We start from the raw sequence: 16,790 nt of genomic DNA, 5'->3' as shown, positions 1-16,790 counted from the left end.
TGTGCTGAATCAAACCTGAATTTGGCGCACATGATAAGATTGACGTTTTGCTGTCACCCGAGATGATGTATGCAGATCGTTGATAAAGCCTCAGCACTTCGCATCCCCCCGTTTTTTCGTCTGGCCTTCCGGCCGTTCTTTCTGTCAGCCAGCCTGTTTTCCGTCGTTGCTATGTTACTGTGGGCGCTGTTTTGGTCAGGTAACGCACTACTCCCGATGTATGGTCATCCTATTTGGTGGCATGCTCATGAGATGCTGATCGGTTTTACGGGCGCCATGATTGTCGGATTTCTTTTGACGGCCGTTCAAAACTGGACAGGGGTGCCCGGAGTAAATGGATGGAAGCTGGCATCCATCTTTTTTGCCTGGTTTGCGGCACGTTTACTTTTGTTGCTTGCTTCACCGCATTTCGCATGGATGATCATCGATCAGGCATGGCTCATCCTTGCCCTTTGCTATCTTTCAATTCCTATCATGGTCAGAAGACAGTGGCGAAACCTGTTTTTTGTGCCGCTTCTGTGTATGCTGCTATTTTTGAATATTCGCATGCATGGTGTCACCTTGGGCTGGGGAACGGTTGGGCTAAGAGGCATTGCATTGCAAATCGTTCTGTTAATTGCGGTACTGATGTCTGTGATGGGAGGGAGAGTGATTCCGTTTTTCACGGCCAGAGGAACGCAAACAGAGCCGATTACACGTATTCCATGGTGTGAACATCTTGCACTTTGGCCTATGTGGCTGGTTTTTCTTGCGGCTGTGGTGATAAACCCTGAGTTGCCTTCATCTTGGTTCGGCTGGCTGTGTGTGGTTTCAGCATTGGTGCAAATTCCGCGTATTTTGCGGTGGCGCAGTCTGAAAACTGTCAGAATTCCTTTGCTCTGGATGTTACATCTGGCTTTTTACGCCACAATACTGGGCGTATTGCTGATAGGCTTGTCGCAATTGATGCCGCAATCAGTCAGTTACAGTATCGCAGTACATGTACTGACGGTGGGTGGTATTGGTTGTATGGTGCTGGCGATGATAGCGCGTGTCTCCTTAGGGCATACAGGTCGAATCTTGCAGACTGGAAAATGGATACAGCTGGCATTTGTTGCTTTGGTGTTTGCACTGTGTGTCAGAACTTTACTGATTGCGTTATTTCCATCGCTCACTATGCAGGCTTATGTTTTATCAGCATTATTGTGGGCGCTTTCTTTCGGGATTTTTGCCGTGGTCTTCTGGCCGATTTTAACGCGCGCGCGTCCGGACGGGCACCCAGGGTAGGCATGAATGAATTGAAAGTGACACACTTCGGAAGAGTCGTTAGAATGGCCTCCCTTTCAGATTGATGTACAGGACCCGTTATGTTTGGTGACTCGTCTGTTTCTCTGTCTCATGCAGAGCAGCAAAAAGCAGCAGAGAAAATTCATGAGCTGATGGCAACAGGTATGAGCAGCGGCGAAGCGATTAGATTGGTTGCAGAGCAGATCCGCCAGGAAAAAAGCGAAAGCAAAGAAAGTTAATCTGCCTGGAACTGTGTTTATAGAAAAGGGGGCTTTGCATGATCGCAAAGCCCCCTTTTTGAATGTTTGAGAGTTGCCGTTATTCTGCGTCGTCGTAGATCGTCGGAATGGGCTGTCGCTTATGCTGGGTTGCGCGATAAATACCGGTTAATTTTTCTTTGACCGAATTGCTGACTGCTTTTCCTTCGAGGAAATCATCAATTTCGTCATAGCTCAGCTGGAGTGCATCTTCGTCGGCTTTCTGCGGCGTCAGACATTCTAAATCTGCCGTCGGAACTTTGTGCACGAGTTCGTGTGGTGCGCCCAGATAATCTGCAATCTGGCGAACCTGACGTTTACTTAAGCCAAAGAGGGGGGCAAGGTCACATGCGCCATCACCCCATTTGGTGTAAAAACCCGTAATGTTTTCAGCAGAATGGTCAGTTCCCAGTACCAGGCCGCCAACAAGGCCGGCAATTTCATACTGCGCAATCATGCGGGTACGTGCTTTGACATTCCCTTTGACGAAGTCGACTTTGCCTTCATCCTGAGGAATCAGATCTGTATGGGCCAGAGCATCCAGTGTAGCGGCATGTGTGCCATCAACACCGTTTTTGATATTGACTGAGACTGAATGCGAGGGTTGGATAAACTGAAGTGCCAGCTGCGCTTCATCTTCATCATGTTGTTCACCATAAGGCAGGCGTACGGCAATAAACTGATAATCTGAAGACTGCGCTTCTTGATTCAGTCCGTTTACCGCAAGTTGCGCAAGGCGCCCACAAGTTGTGGAGTCAACACCGCCGCTGATTCCCAGTACCAGGGATTTGCAGTTTGCTTGCTTCAGTTTCTTCTGGATGAAGGCAACGCGGCGCTGAACTTCAAACTCCGCATTAATGATTGGGAGAACCTGCATTTCTGCGCGGATCAGTTGTTCCATGACTTGAATCCTCTTCACTTTGGCCATTTTCTGGGCATTTGACACCGAATCGTGGCTTCAGCGTAAAATTGTATTAAACCTTTTATAAAATCATGCGATAACTCTGTAGTTGGATCAATGCTGAATGATAAAGAAAATGGTATTTTTCATATTATTCTGCGCGGTAGTGAGGCGATAGATGCATGACAAATAAAATCGCTGTGTTTGGCAGCGCGTTTAATCCACCAAGTCTGGGACACAAATCTGTTCTGGAACGATTATCGCATTTTGATTTGGTTTTATTATTACCCAGTTATTCTCATGCCTGGGGAAAAGTCATGCTAAAATATGAATCCCGTTGCAAACTCATTGATGCTTTTATTGCTGACTTAGAGCTGCCTAATTTGTCTCTTTGTCGTATTGAAGAAGAAATTGCAAAAAATGATCAGGTCGTAACGACTTACGATGTGCTTGAATCATTACAGGCAAAATATCCGGATTCAGAACTGACCTTTGTCGTTGGTCCTGATAATTTCCTCAATTTTTCAAAGTTTTACAGGGCGAATGATATTCTGATGAAATGGCAGATATTGGCTTGCCCGGAAACGGTTCCAATCAGAAGTACGACTATTCGTGATAATATTGTCAAAAATGGGTCAATTTCACATTTAACGACGCCCGGTGTCGTTAGAATAATCGCACAAGAGCAATATTATGCTCAGAATTCTGGCTGAAAATAAAACAATCGCAGTGTTTAGGTCGCCTCTGGTTCATGGGTATGGCAACTATCATTAAGGGTCATTTGTGAGTGCTTATATTCGAAAATTTCACTTCGCTCTTTTGCATATTGGGTTGTGGTCATTTTCGTTTTCAGCAAATGCTTTGCCTTGTCATTTTTATAGTCAAAATCAGCTGAAGTCGATGTCAGAAGACGAGCGAGGCGCCTATTTGTCGACCTGTGTACAACCACTGGATGCAGGACAAGGCGCTGCGACGTCAACGCAACAGTCTGCGACAGGTAAAAGCAGTGTTCACTGGAACGCAGAACATGATGTAAAAGAAAGCTCTTTCTGGGATAACTGGCAATCGCAATCAGGCGAGCCGCTGATCAAAGAAAATACATCTTCAACTTTTTACGGGGTGGGTTTGTGGCTGCCAAAAAAGTATGAGGATCTGGATATCCTGACCTTTGAAGACGCGAAAGAATGGGTCAGGAAACATGGTGTATTGATGAGCGTAGGGCTGGGTTCAAGTGACAGTCAGTCCACCAAATATCGTCTGGACTACATGTGGCATGAAGACGAAAAGGATGGTGTGATGCTTCAGATCGAGATTCCTATTCAGTAAAACTGACAGAGAATAAAGACCCGGTTGTCTGAAACAGGCAACCGGGTCTTTTTTTAGCGCGATATTGAGCAAAAATTTCAGAATTCCCGGCCTGTCAGGGTTTGGGCTAGCGTCTGAAGATGGTCTAATTGGCACTTCAGATCTTGAGCGATCTGTTCGGCTTTTCTGCCTGAGCGAGAAAGTTTCTGTGCTTCCCGAATAAGTAAGCAAGCTGTCAGTTCACTGGTACTGATGCCAAGTATCGTTTCGATAGAAGCTAATTGCTCTGAGGACGCTGTGGTTTGTCCCTCAAGCAGCTCGCTGAGGACAGATTGCAGTTTTGCTGGCAAAGCCGGGCACAGTCGCTCGGTGGTCGGCTTGAACAGAGCAGCCTGATCTGCAATAACCGCTAATAAACGATTTTCAGGGCTATCATTGCTCTGAGGAGAAACATGTGCGCGGCGGAGTTCATCCAGCAACGCCAGCAGAAGCGGACTGAGACTGATAAAGCCGGCTTGTCCGCAGAGTGGCTGGTGCAATCTGGCAGAGAATTGAACTTTGTCATAGTGACATCCAGGCAAAACCGTGAGTGCGTGCAGGCATTCAAACGGAACCCAAAAGCCTGTCCCTGCGGTCAATGTGTACTCATGTTTACCAAGACGGACAAGAGCAATGCCCTGACGGACGACAATAAGGTATGCGGTGATGTTTTTCCTGCGGGAACCGACATGGAGAAATGCCTGTTCAACCTGAGAGTATTCAATAGCCTGGTTCATGGTGTTCCTCTGAATTAAAGCCCGCACATAGTGTTCGGTTTTATCCGAAGGGTCAAGATCAGATAACTTTGCCGGAAAAGAAAATGATTGATTGGTCAGACCTCCAACCATTAGAGTGTTTGTGGCCGATCATTGGGTAAATCAACAAATCTGCGTAGAATAGCGCGGTTTTAAACTAGACGAAGCAAAATAGTGCAAACAGAGAACGATATTTATCAAGACATCCGTCCTTACAATGATGCAGAAGTCAGTGGGGCGATTCAGCGTTTAATCAATGACGATGAATTCATCAATGCTATCCTGAATTACCGTTTCCGGCAGCTTTCCGGTGTGTTCGGCTGGCTGTTACGTCCGTTGATCAAGCGTTTTCTTGTTCGTAAGTGGTCCAGCGTGAAGTCTGTTGAAGACGTGCAGTTGCAAGTGGCGAAGTATATGGCTGCGACTATTGAACACTCTTGTGACGGTGTCACTCATTCTGGTCTGGATAAGCTTGATCCGAATAAAGCCTATCTTTTTATTTCTAACCATCGAGACATTGCGATGGACCCGGCCATGGTGAACTGGTGCCTGTACCATAACGGGATGAATACGGTTCGTATTGCCATTGGTGATAATCTGCTGAAAAAGCCTTGTGCAACTGAGTTGATGCGCCTGAATAAAAGTTTCATTGTCAAACGCTCGGCAAAAGCGCCGCGTGAGATGATGAAAGCTCTGGGATTGTTGTCAGACTACATTACCCACTCGATTGAAACGGGTCACTCCATCTGGATTGCTCAAAAAGAAGGGCGTGCAAAGGATGGCAATGATAAGACAGATCCTGCGTTGCTGAAGATGTTCTATATGGAAGGCCGCAAGCGTAAGCAGTCGTTTGCGGAATTTATGTCTCAGCTGCACATTGTGCCTGTTGCGATTTCTTATGAAAACGACCCGTGTGACCTGGCCAAAGCGGTAGAGCTGGATGCGAAGCGTACCACCGGTACTTATGAGAAAGGTGAGTTCGAAGACATCGAAAGCATTGTGCAGGGGATTGTTGGTGAAAAGCGTCGGGTACATGTCAGCTTTGGTGATGTCATTACAGAACCTTTTGAATCACCGGAAACATTGGCGGATGAAATTGACCGTCAGATCACCAACATCTATCATCTTTTCCCTGCAAATCTGATTGCAGCTGATATGGATGATGCATCAGTCACTGAAGATGAAAAAGCGAAATTTGCAGCAAAGCTGGCCGCACAACCCGACAGTGTTGCCGAGATTATGAAGCAAATGTATGCCTTTCCGGCGCGCAAGAAAAATCAGTGCTCATCTGACTGATATATATCACAGGAGTGTGGTTCAGAACCCTTTGTCATCCGTGGATGTTTCTAAAGTTCTGACCACAGTCTCTGGTGAGATCAATTCGACCCGGCTGTTCGAACCAGAAGTGACCGGGTCACCTTGTCCTTGTGCAACCACCTGGATTCGTTCTTCTTCAATGCCATACACTGAAGCAATATAGATTGCGACACTGAAGGCTCGTTCGTAAGACAGGGCCATATTATCTTCTTCATTATCGCTTTCAGAACTGTGTCCAATCACAATCACATTGCTGTCCGGGTGTCGTCTGAGACGAACAGCAATCGGGTCAATTTTCAACTGTTCCTGTTGTGATAATTCAAAACTGCCAGGGTCAAAGTAGACAGTTTCCCGAACTTCCGGGATTTCCGTCAGAATGACTTTTGGGGCCGGCGGTGGTTCTGTCGTTTGAACTTCTGCTGAGGGGGCTGAAGTGGTGACAGCGGGAGTCTTTTCTTCCTGTGTTGCGCAACCCGAAAAAAAGAGGACTGCGGATAACATCATGAAATATGGAGAGTTTCCTGAAATGTGTCTGAAGTTAAGTAACATGACCGGGCACCTGTCTGAACTTCTTATAGGTGTAGAACAGTCCGCCCGGTTCCTCAACTGCAGTTCTAAGACGAAATTTTTCGGTGTCAGCCTGGCTGAAATGGATGGGTGTTCATCCACTCAGCCATAAAGTCAATAAATGCACGCACCTTAGGTGCAAGATACTTATGTCTGGGGTAAACCGCATACATGGGTAATGCCAACTCGGGTTTCCATTCAGGTAACAGCTGAACCAGCTGCTGTGTTTTCAGTTCATCATGAATGAGGTAAGTGGCCAGATAAGCAATGCCGGCGCCGGCTTTGGTTGCTTCCAAAACAGCGGGCGCATTGTTGATTCGGTAACTGCCGGTAACGCGAACTGACTCTTTCACGCCTTCTCTGGCGAACTCCCACTGAACATATTTTCGCTCACGGCTTTCATAGGTAATACAGTTATGTTTCCTGAGATCAGCCGGTGAGGTGGGTTGACCGTACCGGGCAATATAGTCAGGAGAGGCGACAACCATAAATTCACAGTCAACCAGCTTTTTCGCAACCATGCCTTCAGGAGGATGTTCGTGTATTGCCAGCCAGCAATCAAAACCTTCCTCGAGCAGGTTGGGGCGGTGATCGAAGAGACTGATCTCCAGTTCAAGCTCCGGATTTTCACGCTGGAAAGCCACCATCGCAGGGGTGATATTGGTGTTTCCGAATGACTGCGCGACACCGATACGCAACACACCTTTTATTTCATTCCGGTATCCTGCCACCATGGCTTCGGCTTCTTTGACTGTATCCAGAAGTTGTTGCCCAAATTCAGCATATTGTAGGCCGATGTCAGTCAGTGCAACGGTGCGTGTGCTGCGTTGAACCAGCTGACAACCTAATCTTTCTTCCAGAAAGCGAATCTGTTTACTGACCTGGGATTTGGAAATACCCAGATGTTCTGCGGCCCGGGTAAAGTTCTGCTCATGACTGACTGAAGCCAGGATCACCATTTGTTGCAAATTTTCCAGCATGAAGGAATTACCTGAAATATTTCATACATACATCAGACATAGAATTGTCATTTTTACGGTAAAGGGCGTGTATCGCGCTTTACATTGTTTTCTAGTGTAAACAATCAAGGTGTATTTCGGTAGCTATGATCAGAGATTCAGTGATTAAAAAGTGCAATTCATCACTAGAACCCGTTTTGCAGGTGTTTTGGTCTTTCCTGGTTTTAGGCCTGGGTAGTTTTGGCGGGCCTGCAGCCCATATGGGTTACTTTCAACGAACATTTGTTCAGCAGAAACAGTGGCTGAATGATAGTGACTTTTCTCAGGCGACGGCTTTATGCCAATTTTTACCCGGACCAGCGAGCAGTCAGCTTGGCATGTTTATCGGGTTCAGAAAGGCCGGCTACTGGGGCGCTGTTGCGGCATTCCTTGGGTTTACATTGCCATCCGCTATTTTGCTGACCGTTCTTGCAATTCTTGACAGTCAAAACACGCAGGCGGCATGGGTATATCACGTCATTCAGGTAGCAAAACTCCTGGCCGTGATTGTGGTTGCAGATGCTTTGCTGGGGATGGTCAGGAAAAATCTGACGAATGTGCTGATGTTTGTCATTACTGTCTGCACTGCAGTCAGTGTCTTTTTTTCTTCAGGATTAAGTGGTCAATTATTGCCGATTCTGATTGCTGCGTGTCTGGGTTATGTACTTTCGTTCAAAACGCCCGTGAAGCGGATGGTTCAGCATGCAGAAAATGAAATGATGAGGCTGAACTGGCTCCCGCTGATGATGTTTGTTGTGATGCTCATCGGGTTACCATTGCTGAGTGGGTATGCCAAAGCCTGGGATATCTTCAATAGCTTTTATCAGGCGGGGAGTTTTGTCTTTGGTGGCGGGCATGTAGTACTGCCGTTACTCGAACCTTTGGTTCAGCATTGGATTGATGCAGATACCTTTATCAGCGCTTATGCTTCGGCACAGCTCGTGCCCGGACCCATGTTTACCATGGCTAGTTTTCTTGGTGCTGCGTCAATGCCTGAAACGCCATTATGGGGAAGTGTGCTGGCCACAATTGCCATTTTTTTGCCGGGTAGCCTGTTATTGTTTGCATTTCTTCCGGCCTGGCAACGGCTTTTACAGCATCAGCGGTTACAGCTCTCCATCAAAACGATTACTGCTGCTGTTGTCGGGCTCTTAATTGGTGCCTGGATTGACCCCGTGCTCTCAACATCAATCAACAGTCTCTGGGATGTGATTGTAGTTTGCAGCGGCTTTTATTTACTGAAGTTTCGTAATATGCCGGTTTGGCTATTGGCTTTATTACTGATTGGGTCTGTGTTTGTCAGTGCAATGTCGTAGGAATATCAGCAGCGCAAGGTGCGTTGCTTTCCACTTTGACGCACTATAACTTTGTAAAATGAAAAAAAAAAGAAAGAAGTCCTGAGAACAGAATTGTTTCAAAGACCTCTTTCAGCTAAATCTACTCAGATCTGAATGATTAAAGCGTGATTTTTGATTTTCAGCTCCGGACGAGCGGTCTTCAAAAGTGATTGTTTAAAATCTTCTTCCTGAAGCTTATAAACTGGGATTTTAAGCAGATATTGCCCAACAATCTCAATCAATGGTGAAAGCACCTGACTGCTGGCAAACGGCCCTAAAGTATTTGGTGAGATATCCAGCGATTCAACCTTCAGATTGTTCAGATAGACTGCGCCTTCGCTTTTGTCGTAGTAGGGGATTGCACTAAAGTTAACATTGATTGCGACTTTTTGCTGAGGCTGACCTTTGATACTGATATCTGCTTTAGATTTGGCTTCAAGGTTGATGCGATCCGATGCGGCACGGCCAATCCCCACTTTGATATCGTTGAAAAGGACATGTGCCTGGACAAAGCTGCCCACATTAACTTTTTGCTCTACTTTTGCTTGCTTATCCAGATAGCCCTGAACATCTTGTTCCGTAATGCTGTAACTGGCGCATGACGTCAAAAAGATGACAGATGTGATAAAACACAGTTTTCTAAAAATCATGATCTCAATACTGCTTCGCTGTGAAAGGGATAACCCCAATTATGGTGAAGATACTAAAGCCTGCCAAGCAGTTAGCATGTCAGCATCGTGTTAAAAATGACCAATTAAAAAAGCCTGACAGATGGTCAGGCTTTTACTTCAGACAGATACAATCTTAAGCGGTTTCAGAAAACAACACTTCAAGGCTGTAATTTTCGCGCTGAAGTGCATTCTTCAGCTTGTTCAGAGAACTGACTTGCAGCTGACGAATTCGTTCTCGTGTGAGCCCGACTTCTTCAGCGACCTCCTGAAGGGTTTGTGCTTCATAACCAAGTAACCCAAAACGGCGACACAGAATCTCTCTGTCTCTTTCATTCAGCGTTTTCAGCATGGTAACTGCCAGTGCATGAATATCAGATTGATCAAGAGAGGTATCTGGCGATGTAATGTTGGTGTCAGCTATAAAAGATGCGATCGAATTGGAATTGCTGTCGTCCGATAAAGATTGATCGATAGAAACGACAGGAGTGTCGTAAGACAGCACTTCCGAAATTTCTTCAACAGTTTTTTGCATTTTTTCAGCAACCTGTTCGTGTGTCGGCTCTTGATTGCTGTTTTTCATCAACTGCTTGTGCGTTCGCAATATGGTGTTAATTTCTTTTGAAACATGCACAGGCAGGCGAATTGTTCTGGCTTGATTGTGAATTGCTCGTTCAATTGTCTGTTTAATCCACCACGTCGCATAAGTTGAGAAACGGAACCCTCTTTCCGGATCAAACTTTTCTACTGCGGTAATCAAACCGATATTTCCTTCATCAATTAAATCGCTCAATTGCATGGTGCTGCCACGATATTTTTTTGCAATGCTGACAACCAAACGCAGGTTACTTTCAATCATGACTGATTTGGCCTGTGGGTCACCCGCTAAACTCTTTCGGCTGTAATGAATCTCCTCTTCTTTAGATAATAAAGATTTGTGAGAAATCTCCTGCAAATACAAATGAATCACATCGGTATCAAAGCTACTTAATTCCTGTGTATTGACATCCATATCTGGTCCCCTCTACAAGGTTAGAGCAAGCTTACTAATTTTGGTGTTTTTATTGCAGTACCATAAAACACTAACACACAGACGGTTCACAAGCTATTCACAGAAAGCACAAAGTTGCCTGAAAGGTATATTTATTTGTTATTAGGGGGGCAGAAAAGTCACACCTTTGTTCTTATATGGAATATTTTTTGAGGTTCGAATTTTTTATGTATCATCCAACATTCGGCATGAGCTACTTTGAGGTTGATTTTTTATAGCAAATGATGCTTTATAGTTCAGATATTTAAAATAATTTGACCATTTAATTTTGAGGTCATGCACCATTACAAATGAAACACTTGTTTATCAAACAATAGTCTGAACAGTTGTGAGGGACAAATGGAATTGCAAACATTGTTATTATTTTCATTAGCATCAATAAGCCTTAACTTAGTGCCGGGGCCTGATGTTATTTATATTGTATCCAATACAATGCGCGGAAAAATGCGATCTGGCATTCAGGCAGCACTGGGTTTAGGTGTCGGCTATTTAGGACATACGATGGCGGCAGTCCTGGGTTTGTCCGCGCTGATACTGAATTCAGCTCTTTTATTCAGTATCGTGAAATATTTAGGTGCCGCTTATCTTCTTTACTTGGGTATTTCATCAATCAGAAACTGCATCAAGGGAAAAAGTCAGCTCATTGACTCATCAACATTAGAAAACACATCAAACGTTTTCAAGCAGGGTGTCATCGTCAGTGTTCTAAACCCAAAAGTCGCGCTGTTTTTCCTCTCTTTCTTGCCGCAGTTCGTTGATGTCGCAGCGGGTGATGTCACCACACAGTTGCTGGTTTTGGGTGTTGTATTCAGTGTATTAGCCACAGTCATTAATCTGATGTATGCCATGCTGGGTAATTTTGTATTTGGTAACCCGAAAATGACAGGTTATGCGAAAGCCATCGAAGGTGTTTCCGGCGGATTACTGGTCGCCCTGAGTGCCAAGATCGCGATGACTCAACGATAAATGGAGAGTACCGGTGTCAAATGAAACGTTTTGTGTCGTTATGACCACATTCTCAGATGAAAGCGTGGGTGAGAAGCTCATCCACTCTCTGCTGAACCAAAAGCTGGCTGCTTGTGTGCAGGTTCAGTCTATTGATAGTTACTACCACTGGAAGGGACAAATCCAGTCGGATCAAGAAAAACTAGTGATCATTAAAACGACAACCGCTCTTTATCAGGCAGTAGAAGCGGATATTCTGGCGAATCATAATTATGAGACGCCAGAAATTATCTGTTTACCTATAAGAGACGGATATCGTACTTATCTGAACTGGATTCGGGAAGAAACCCAGTCCTTATCTCGTTAATCACATAGAACGATAGTTTGGACCGCTGCCTCCCTCAGGCGGAGTCCACTGAATATTTTGCGATGGGTCTTTAATATCGCAGGTTTTACAGTGGATACAATTTCCGGCATTAATCTGGAAGACTGGCTTACCCGCTTTCTCAACAACTTCATAGACTCCAGCCGGGCAGTAACGCTGACTCGGCTCATCATAGAGCGATAAATGCGTTTCAATCGGAATGTTCTGATCAGCCAACCGTAAATGACACGGCTGGTTTTCTTCGTGTTTGATGGTCGATAAAAAAACTGAAGAAGTGCGATCAAAACTCAGTTTACCGTCAGGTTTAGGGTAGATCAGCGGCTTCACCTGTTGGATTGTTTTCAGCGTTTCATGATCGGGTTTATTGTCCTGAACTGACCACAGCGGCTTTTTCATCACATTAAACTCAAGCGCCGCCAGTGCACCGCCAAGTAACGGACCGAAACGATGAATACCGGCACTGAAATTCTTCGCCTGATAAAGCTCTTCTTTCAGCCAGGAAGCTTCAAACAACGTCTGATAGTCAGGCGCAGTGTGCATGTTGTCTGACATAAGCTCAGTAAAAGTCGCTTCTGCAGCCAACAGGCCGGATTTCATTGCCGTATGTGACCCTTTAATTTTCGCGCCATTCAGTGTGCCGGCATCACACCCAATCAGTAATCCCCCCGGAAAACTTTGCTTGGGCAGTGACAAGTAACCACCTTTGGTGATTGCCCTGGCACCATAAGAAATGCGCTCGCCGCCTTCTAAATAACCAGCAAACAAAGGATGATGTTTCATTTGCTGAAACTCATCAAATGGACTGAGATAAGGGTGGCTGTAATTGAGATCAGTAACGAGGCCGACAGAAACAAGATTGTCACCTAGGTGATACATAAAACCGCCGCCTGAGGTCCCGGTCGTACTGAGCGGCCAGCCTGTTGAATGCACCACAAGTCCCGACTGATGCTGTTTTGACGGAATTTGCCAGAGCTCTTTAAAACCAATGGCAAAATGTTGTGGCTGCTTTCCCTCATCTAAGGCAAAACGTTGAATTAATTGTTTACCCAGATGACCGCGGGAACCTTCAGCAAATATTGTGTATTTCGCCTCCAGAATAATTCCAGGCTGAAAACCTTGTTTTTCAGCCCCTTGCTTATCACGCCCCATATCTGTGGTGATGATGCCCGCGACGGCGCCGGAATCATTCAGATGTAACTCCGCCGCTGCAAAGCCCGGAAAGATTGCAACACCGAGTTCCTCCGCTTGTTGGGCGAGCCAACGGCAGAGCTCTCCTAAACTAATGATATAGTTACCTTCATTATGCAGCGGAGATGGAATGAGGAGTGAAGGCATTCTGAGCTGGTTATACTGATTTGTGAGCCAATAAACCTGATCATCCTTTACCTGTGTATCGAGTGGTGCGTCTCGTTCAGACCAGTCCGGGAAGAGTTCATCCAGAGCCCGGGGTTCAAACAACGCACCTGAGATGATATGAGATCCAACTTCTGCTCCTTTTTCGATCACACAAACAGATAATTCTCGCCCGTGTTCATTCGCAAGCTGCATCAGCTTGCACGCTGCGGTTAGTCCTGCCGGCCCGGCACCAACGATCACCACATCGAATGCCATACTTTCCCTTTCCATGCCCAATCCTATTACTCCAATCCCATTTGTCTAAGACTAACTGTAGTCCAGTTGACGTAAACGTAAACCCGAACCACACTTTATGAAACACACCTCATCGGCTGATAAGCCTGTTTAAGTTGTTGGGCGAATAAGCAGCAGGCCGTGTTTCTTTTTCTATCTTATTGATTTGCAAAGGAGCAGCTTGTGAAAGTATTGGTTGCAATAAAAAGGGTAATAGACCCTTACGTGAAGATTCGAGTGAAATCTGATGGTTCTGGCGTTGAACAAAATAACGTAAAAATGGCGATGAACCCATTTTGCGAAATTGCGGTTGAAGAAGCAGTTCGGCTGAAAGAGGCGAGTATTGCCACTGAAGTGATTGTGATGTCGGCCGGTGAAACTGTCTGTCAGGAACAGTTACGTGCTGCACTGGCGTTAGGAGCAGACCGGGCAATTCATATTGAGGCGCCAGCCCAGATTGAGCCACTGAATGTTGCCGGTATTATCCACGCCGTCATGAAAAATGAATCACCAGATCTGGTGATTTTGGGTAAACAGTCGATTGATTCCGACAATAATCAGGTCGCCCAAATGCTGGCAGCCATCGCAAATTTGCCACAAGGGACTTTTGCCTCTCAAATTGAAGTCACGGATCGTCAGGTGAACGTGACAAGGGAAGTTGATGGAGGTCTTGAGACCGTGAAGCTGAACTTGCCAGCTGTCATCAGCACAGATCTCCGTCTCAATGAACCTCGCTATGCCTCGTTGCCGAATATTATGAAAGCGAAACAGAAACCGCTTGAGGTGATTTCTTTAGAAACACTTGGTGTGACGCTGTCACAGTATCATGAAGTTTTAGAAGTCATGACACCTGCTGCCCGAAAAGGCGGAGAGAAAGTCAGCTCAGTTGCAGAGCTCGTCGACAAACTAAAAAATGAAGCCAAGGTGATCTCATGAGTGTACTTATTGTTGCTGAACACAATAACCAGGTGCTGGCTCCTGAGACAGCAAAAGTGATTCAGGCGAGCCAGGCCATTTATGCAGAGTGCAAAGTGCTGGTCGCCGGTCATCAGTGTGGTTCGGTTGCAGAAACTGTTGCTGGTATCGATGGTGTAAGTGAAGTGTTACTCGTTGATCATCCGGTCTATGAACACTGGTTGGCTGAAAACATGTCCGCGTTGATCGCTGAACTTTCTGGTGATTATTCTCATATCCTGATGGCGGCAACAACGACCGGGAAAAATGTATTGCCAAGGGTCGCAGGATTACTAAGCGTTGGGATGTTTGCTGATGTGATCAGTATTGAATCTGCAGATACCGTTATCCGTCCCGTGTACGCCGGGAATGCGCTGGCGAGAGTGAAATCAACAGACAGTAAAATTCTGATGACAATCAGAACGTCTTCTTTTGAGGCTGCACCTGAGGCAGGCGTGCGCTCCACAATCACTCCGCTGGATAAAGCGATTGAAACATCTTTGTCGGCATATATCTCCTGTGAAGTAACAGAAAGTGATCGTCCGGAGTTACCTGTAGCCCGGGTGGTGGTATCCGGTGGGCGAGGATTGGGAGATAAAGCGCACTTTGCGTTAATTGAACAATTAGCAGACAAACTTGGTGGTGCAGTCGGAGCATCCCGTGCAGCTGTCGATGCAGGGTTTGTATCCAATGATTTACAAGTTGGTCAGACAGGTAAAATCGTTGCGCCTGAGCTATATATTGCAGTCGGGATATCGGGAGCAATTCAGCACTTAGCCGGTATGAAAGATGCAAAAGTGATCGTCGCGATCAACAAGGATCCTGAGGCGCCGATTTTCGAAGTTGCCGACTACGGCTTGGTGGGAGATTTATTTGAAATTCTGCCAGAGCTGATTGATTCACTCTGAAGCACGAAACTGAACAGAAAATGCGCTCAGCTAGACTGAGCGCATTCTTTTTATCGCATCCGGAAGACTTCAGTTTGCTTATCGTTCTGCACCTCAGCAAAACTCCGAACAAAAGGTCCTTGCGCTAAGATACGAGGAGACAGCATCTGAATACGCTGCTTCGCTTCCTGCTTGGTTGCAAAATCACCGTAAATGACGGCATACCAGCTTTTACCAAGGCTATGTTTCCAGTTCACCCAGATAGGATCCTGACCCGGAATTTCACGTAAGTAACCGCGAATATCACGTTCTTCACTTAAAGCGAGTACCTGAATGGTATATCGGTTTGGATCCAAATGCCCGTAGGCTTCTTCAGTTGTCATTTTCCCCACACACTGCCCGGTTTGATACTGCGGGCCGGGCTGCAAGGCACAACCACTCAGCACAGACAGCGCTAAAATCATCATGATTTTTCGCATTCTAATTCTCCAATTCCAGTCCCTGTCTCCAACAGGCGGCCAGTCTAGCGGGAAGATAAACAGCAAATCGGATAAATCCCTAAATTAGCGACGGATTTGATGTTTTTTAAAACAATTTGCGCCAATTGCTATTCGAAGGTCCTGATTTGAAATGAAATTCCCAGTGATTCATCAGGCTGAAAGCTAACACGCCACTGTATTTATGTACAGGGCTTGAAATGTATTGCCTGATTGAACGTATTGAATGATTTAAATGTCTGGGATGTGGTAATCCAGCACAGAGGCTGGCAAGATGTGTCATACATAAGAGACTGTATTCAAAGGATAAATTCATGCGATTTATTGCTCCGGCCGAAATTCTTAATATTGGAACCGAACAAGTAATTCTGAGGGAGTACGACAGCACATACTTTCTTGAGGCTGAGTTTACGGCTCAGAACATCATGATGCCGGATAGCATCAAACGTTCGGTTGCCAAACGTCAGGCAGAATTTTTAGCGGGCCGGATTGTCGCTCGGGATGCATTGTGTGCCATTCAGCATGATGCGTGCCAGATTCCGATCGGAGAGCATCGTGCACCGGTATGGCCGGAAGGTGTGATTGGCGCCATTTCTCACACAGGCAAAGCTGCAATCGCTCTGGCCAAGTGGCAACAGAAAAACGTTCAGGTCGGACTGGATATGGAAGTTATCATTCCGGAAGAACAATGCGAACAGCTGCAGTCAATGCTGCTGAATGATGCTGAGTGCACTTTGCTGAAACAACAAGAACTCCCTTGGTCGACATTGTTTACTTTGGTTTTCTCAGCCAAAGAGAGCCTGTTTAAAGCCATTTACCCGGAGGTACGTCAGTATCTGGAATTCCTTGATTCAGAGATCGTCGCTTTCAACTCAGAGACGCAAACGCTCAGCTTACGAATGATACGTCGTCTTAATTCTGTGACTTTTCGACCACGTTATGATGTTCAGTTTCGCATTCTGGACAACAATGTGGTGACCTTACTGATTTAAATCATCATATTTACCTGAATCGGTCTGTTCTCTCTTTCTC

Annotated in this window: 19 protein-coding genes; 11 read left to right on the top strand and 8 right to left on the bottom strand. The window is 45.8% G+C overall.

Annotation, left to right across the window (positions count from 1 at the left end; genetic code table 11):
• The first annotated feature begins 69 nt into the window (after positions 1-69).
• Entirely contained in the window at positions 70-1,266 is a 1,197-nt protein-coding gene (locus L4174_RS19020; protein WP_248142336.1) for an NnrS family protein, read from the top strand.
• Positions 1,267-1,346: 80 nt separating this feature from the next.
• Positions 1,347-1,505: a YoaH family protein gene (locus L4174_RS19015; protein WP_248142337.1), complete on the top strand. Its 159-nt coding sequence runs from the start codon at positions 1,347-1,349 to the stop codon at positions 1,503-1,505.
• A gap of 79 nt (positions 1,506-1,584) precedes the next feature.
• Here the strand turns inward: L4174_RS19015 and nadE are convergent, their stop codons facing one another.
• On the bottom strand, positions 1,585-2,424 hold the full coding sequence (gene nadE / locus L4174_RS19010; RefSeq protein ID WP_248142338.1) for an ammonia-dependent NAD(+) synthetase: 840 nt from the start codon (positions 2,422-2,424) through the stop codon (positions 1,585-1,587).
• 182 nt (positions 2,425-2,606) lie between these two features.
• Between nadE and L4174_RS19005 the strand changes: the two genes are divergently transcribed.
• Entirely contained in the window at positions 2,607-3,137 is a 531-nt protein-coding gene (locus tag L4174_RS19005; protein WP_248142339.1) for a nicotinate-nicotinamide nucleotide adenylyltransferase, read from the top strand.
• 187 nt (positions 3,138-3,324) lie between these two features.
• On the top strand, positions 3,325-3,750 hold the full coding sequence (locus L4174_RS19000) for a hypothetical protein (RefSeq protein ID WP_248142341.1): 426 nt from the start codon (positions 3,325-3,327) through the stop codon (positions 3,748-3,750).
• Positions 3,751-3,827: 77 nt separating this feature from the next.
• Here the strand turns inward: L4174_RS19000 and L4174_RS18995 are convergent, their stop codons facing one another.
• Positions 3,828-4,505 carry an AraC family ligand binding domain-containing protein gene (locus L4174_RS18995; RefSeq protein ID WP_248142342.1) on the bottom strand — a complete coding sequence of 226 codons (678 nt, stop codon included), beginning with the start codon at positions 4,503-4,505 and terminating at the stop codon, positions 3,828-3,830.
• Positions 4,506-4,697: 192 nt separating this feature from the next.
• Here L4174_RS18995 and L4174_RS18990 point away from each other — a divergent pair, with 192 nt between their 5' ends.
• Entirely contained in the window at positions 4,698-5,819 is a 1,122-nt protein-coding gene (locus L4174_RS18990) for a 1-acyl-sn-glycerol-3-phosphate acyltransferase (protein WP_248142343.1), read from the top strand.
• Between the two features lie 21 nt (positions 5,820-5,840).
• Here the strand turns inward: L4174_RS18990 and L4174_RS18985 are convergent, their stop codons facing one another.
• Positions 5,841-6,344: an OmpA family protein gene (locus tag L4174_RS18985; RefSeq protein ID WP_248142344.1), complete on the bottom strand. Its 504-nt coding sequence runs from the start codon at positions 6,342-6,344 to the stop codon at positions 5,841-5,843.
• Positions 6,345-6,475: 131 nt separating this feature from the next.
• Entirely contained in the window at positions 6,476-7,387 is a 912-nt protein-coding gene (locus L4174_RS18980) for a LysR family transcriptional regulator (protein ID WP_248142345.1), read from the bottom strand.
• Positions 7,388-7,512: 125 nt separating this feature from the next.
• Here L4174_RS18980 and chrA point away from each other — a divergent pair, with 125 nt between their 5' ends.
• Complete coding sequence (gene chrA, locus L4174_RS18975) at positions 7,513-8,721, top strand: chromate efflux transporter (RefSeq protein ID WP_248142347.1); 1,209 nt, start codon at positions 7,513-7,515, stop codon at positions 8,719-8,721.
• Between the two features lie 125 nt (positions 8,722-8,846).
• Here chrA and L4174_RS18970 read toward each other — a convergent pair whose 3' ends face one another.
• A complete protein-coding gene (locus L4174_RS18970; RefSeq protein WP_248142349.1) occupies positions 8,847-9,392 on the bottom strand; it encodes a DUF1439 domain-containing protein in 546 nt (181 codons plus the stop codon).
• Positions 9,393-9,546: 154 nt separating this feature from the next.
• Positions 9,547-10,422 carry an RNA polymerase sigma factor RpoS gene (gene rpoS, locus L4174_RS18965; protein ID WP_248142351.1) on the bottom strand — a complete coding sequence of 292 codons (876 nt, stop codon included), beginning with the start codon at positions 10,420-10,422 and terminating at the stop codon, positions 9,547-9,549.
• A 378-nt stretch (positions 10,423-10,800) separates the two neighbouring features.
• On the opposite strand from rpoS, the gene L4174_RS18960 reads away from it, so the two are divergent.
• Complete coding sequence (locus tag L4174_RS18960; RefSeq protein WP_248142353.1) at positions 10,801-11,427, top strand: LysE family translocator; 627 nt, start codon at positions 10,801-10,803, stop codon at positions 11,425-11,427.
• A gap of 13 nt (positions 11,428-11,440) precedes the next feature.
• Positions 11,441-11,773 (top strand): divalent-cation tolerance protein CutA, encoded by a 333-nt coding sequence (gene cutA / locus L4174_RS18955; RefSeq protein ID WP_248142355.1) that lies wholly within the window; start codon positions 11,441-11,443, stop codon positions 11,771-11,773.
• Here cutA and L4174_RS18950 read toward each other — a convergent pair whose 3' ends face one another.
• On the bottom strand, positions 11,774-13,417 hold the full coding sequence (locus L4174_RS18950; protein ID WP_248142356.1) for an electron transfer flavoprotein-ubiquinone oxidoreductase: 1,644 nt from the start codon (positions 13,415-13,417) through the stop codon (positions 11,774-11,776). It lies immediately after the preceding gene.
• Between the two features lie 186 nt (positions 13,418-13,603).
• Here L4174_RS18950 and L4174_RS18945 point away from each other — a divergent pair, with 186 nt between their 5' ends.
• On the top strand, positions 13,604-14,356 hold the full coding sequence (locus L4174_RS18945) for an electron transfer flavoprotein subunit beta/FixA family protein (RefSeq protein ID WP_248142357.1): 753 nt from the start codon (positions 13,604-13,606) through the stop codon (positions 14,354-14,356).
• On the top strand, positions 14,353-15,282 hold the full coding sequence (locus L4174_RS18940; protein WP_248142358.1) for an electron transfer flavoprotein subunit alpha/FixB family protein: 930 nt from the start codon (positions 14,353-14,355) through the stop codon (positions 15,280-15,282). The genes L4174_RS18945 and L4174_RS18940 overlap by 4 nt, the downstream gene beginning before the upstream one ends.
• A gap of 50 nt (positions 15,283-15,332) precedes the next feature.
• On the opposite strand, the gene L4174_RS18935 is transcribed toward L4174_RS18940, so the two are convergent.
• Positions 15,333-15,740, bottom strand: coding sequence for an SPOR domain-containing protein (locus L4174_RS18935; protein ID WP_248142359.1), 408 nt, complete (start codon positions 15,738-15,740; stop codon positions 15,333-15,335).
• A 332-nt stretch (positions 15,741-16,072) separates the two neighbouring features.
• Between L4174_RS18935 and L4174_RS18930 the strand changes: the two genes are divergently transcribed.
• Positions 16,073-16,750, top strand: a complete 678-nt coding sequence (locus tag L4174_RS18930; RefSeq protein WP_248142360.1) for a 4'-phosphopantetheinyl transferase — start codon at positions 16,073-16,075, stop codon at positions 16,748-16,750.
• The last annotated feature ends 40 nt before the right edge of the window (positions 16,751-16,790 follow it).

This window comes from Photobacterium sp. CCB-ST2H9 (assembly GCF_023151555.2).
GTDB lineage: Bacteria > Pseudomonadota > Gammaproteobacteria > Enterobacterales > Vibrionaceae > Photobacterium.
Note: the sequence above shows the minus strand (reverse complement) of the source record. Positions and strands in the feature narration are given on the sequence as shown.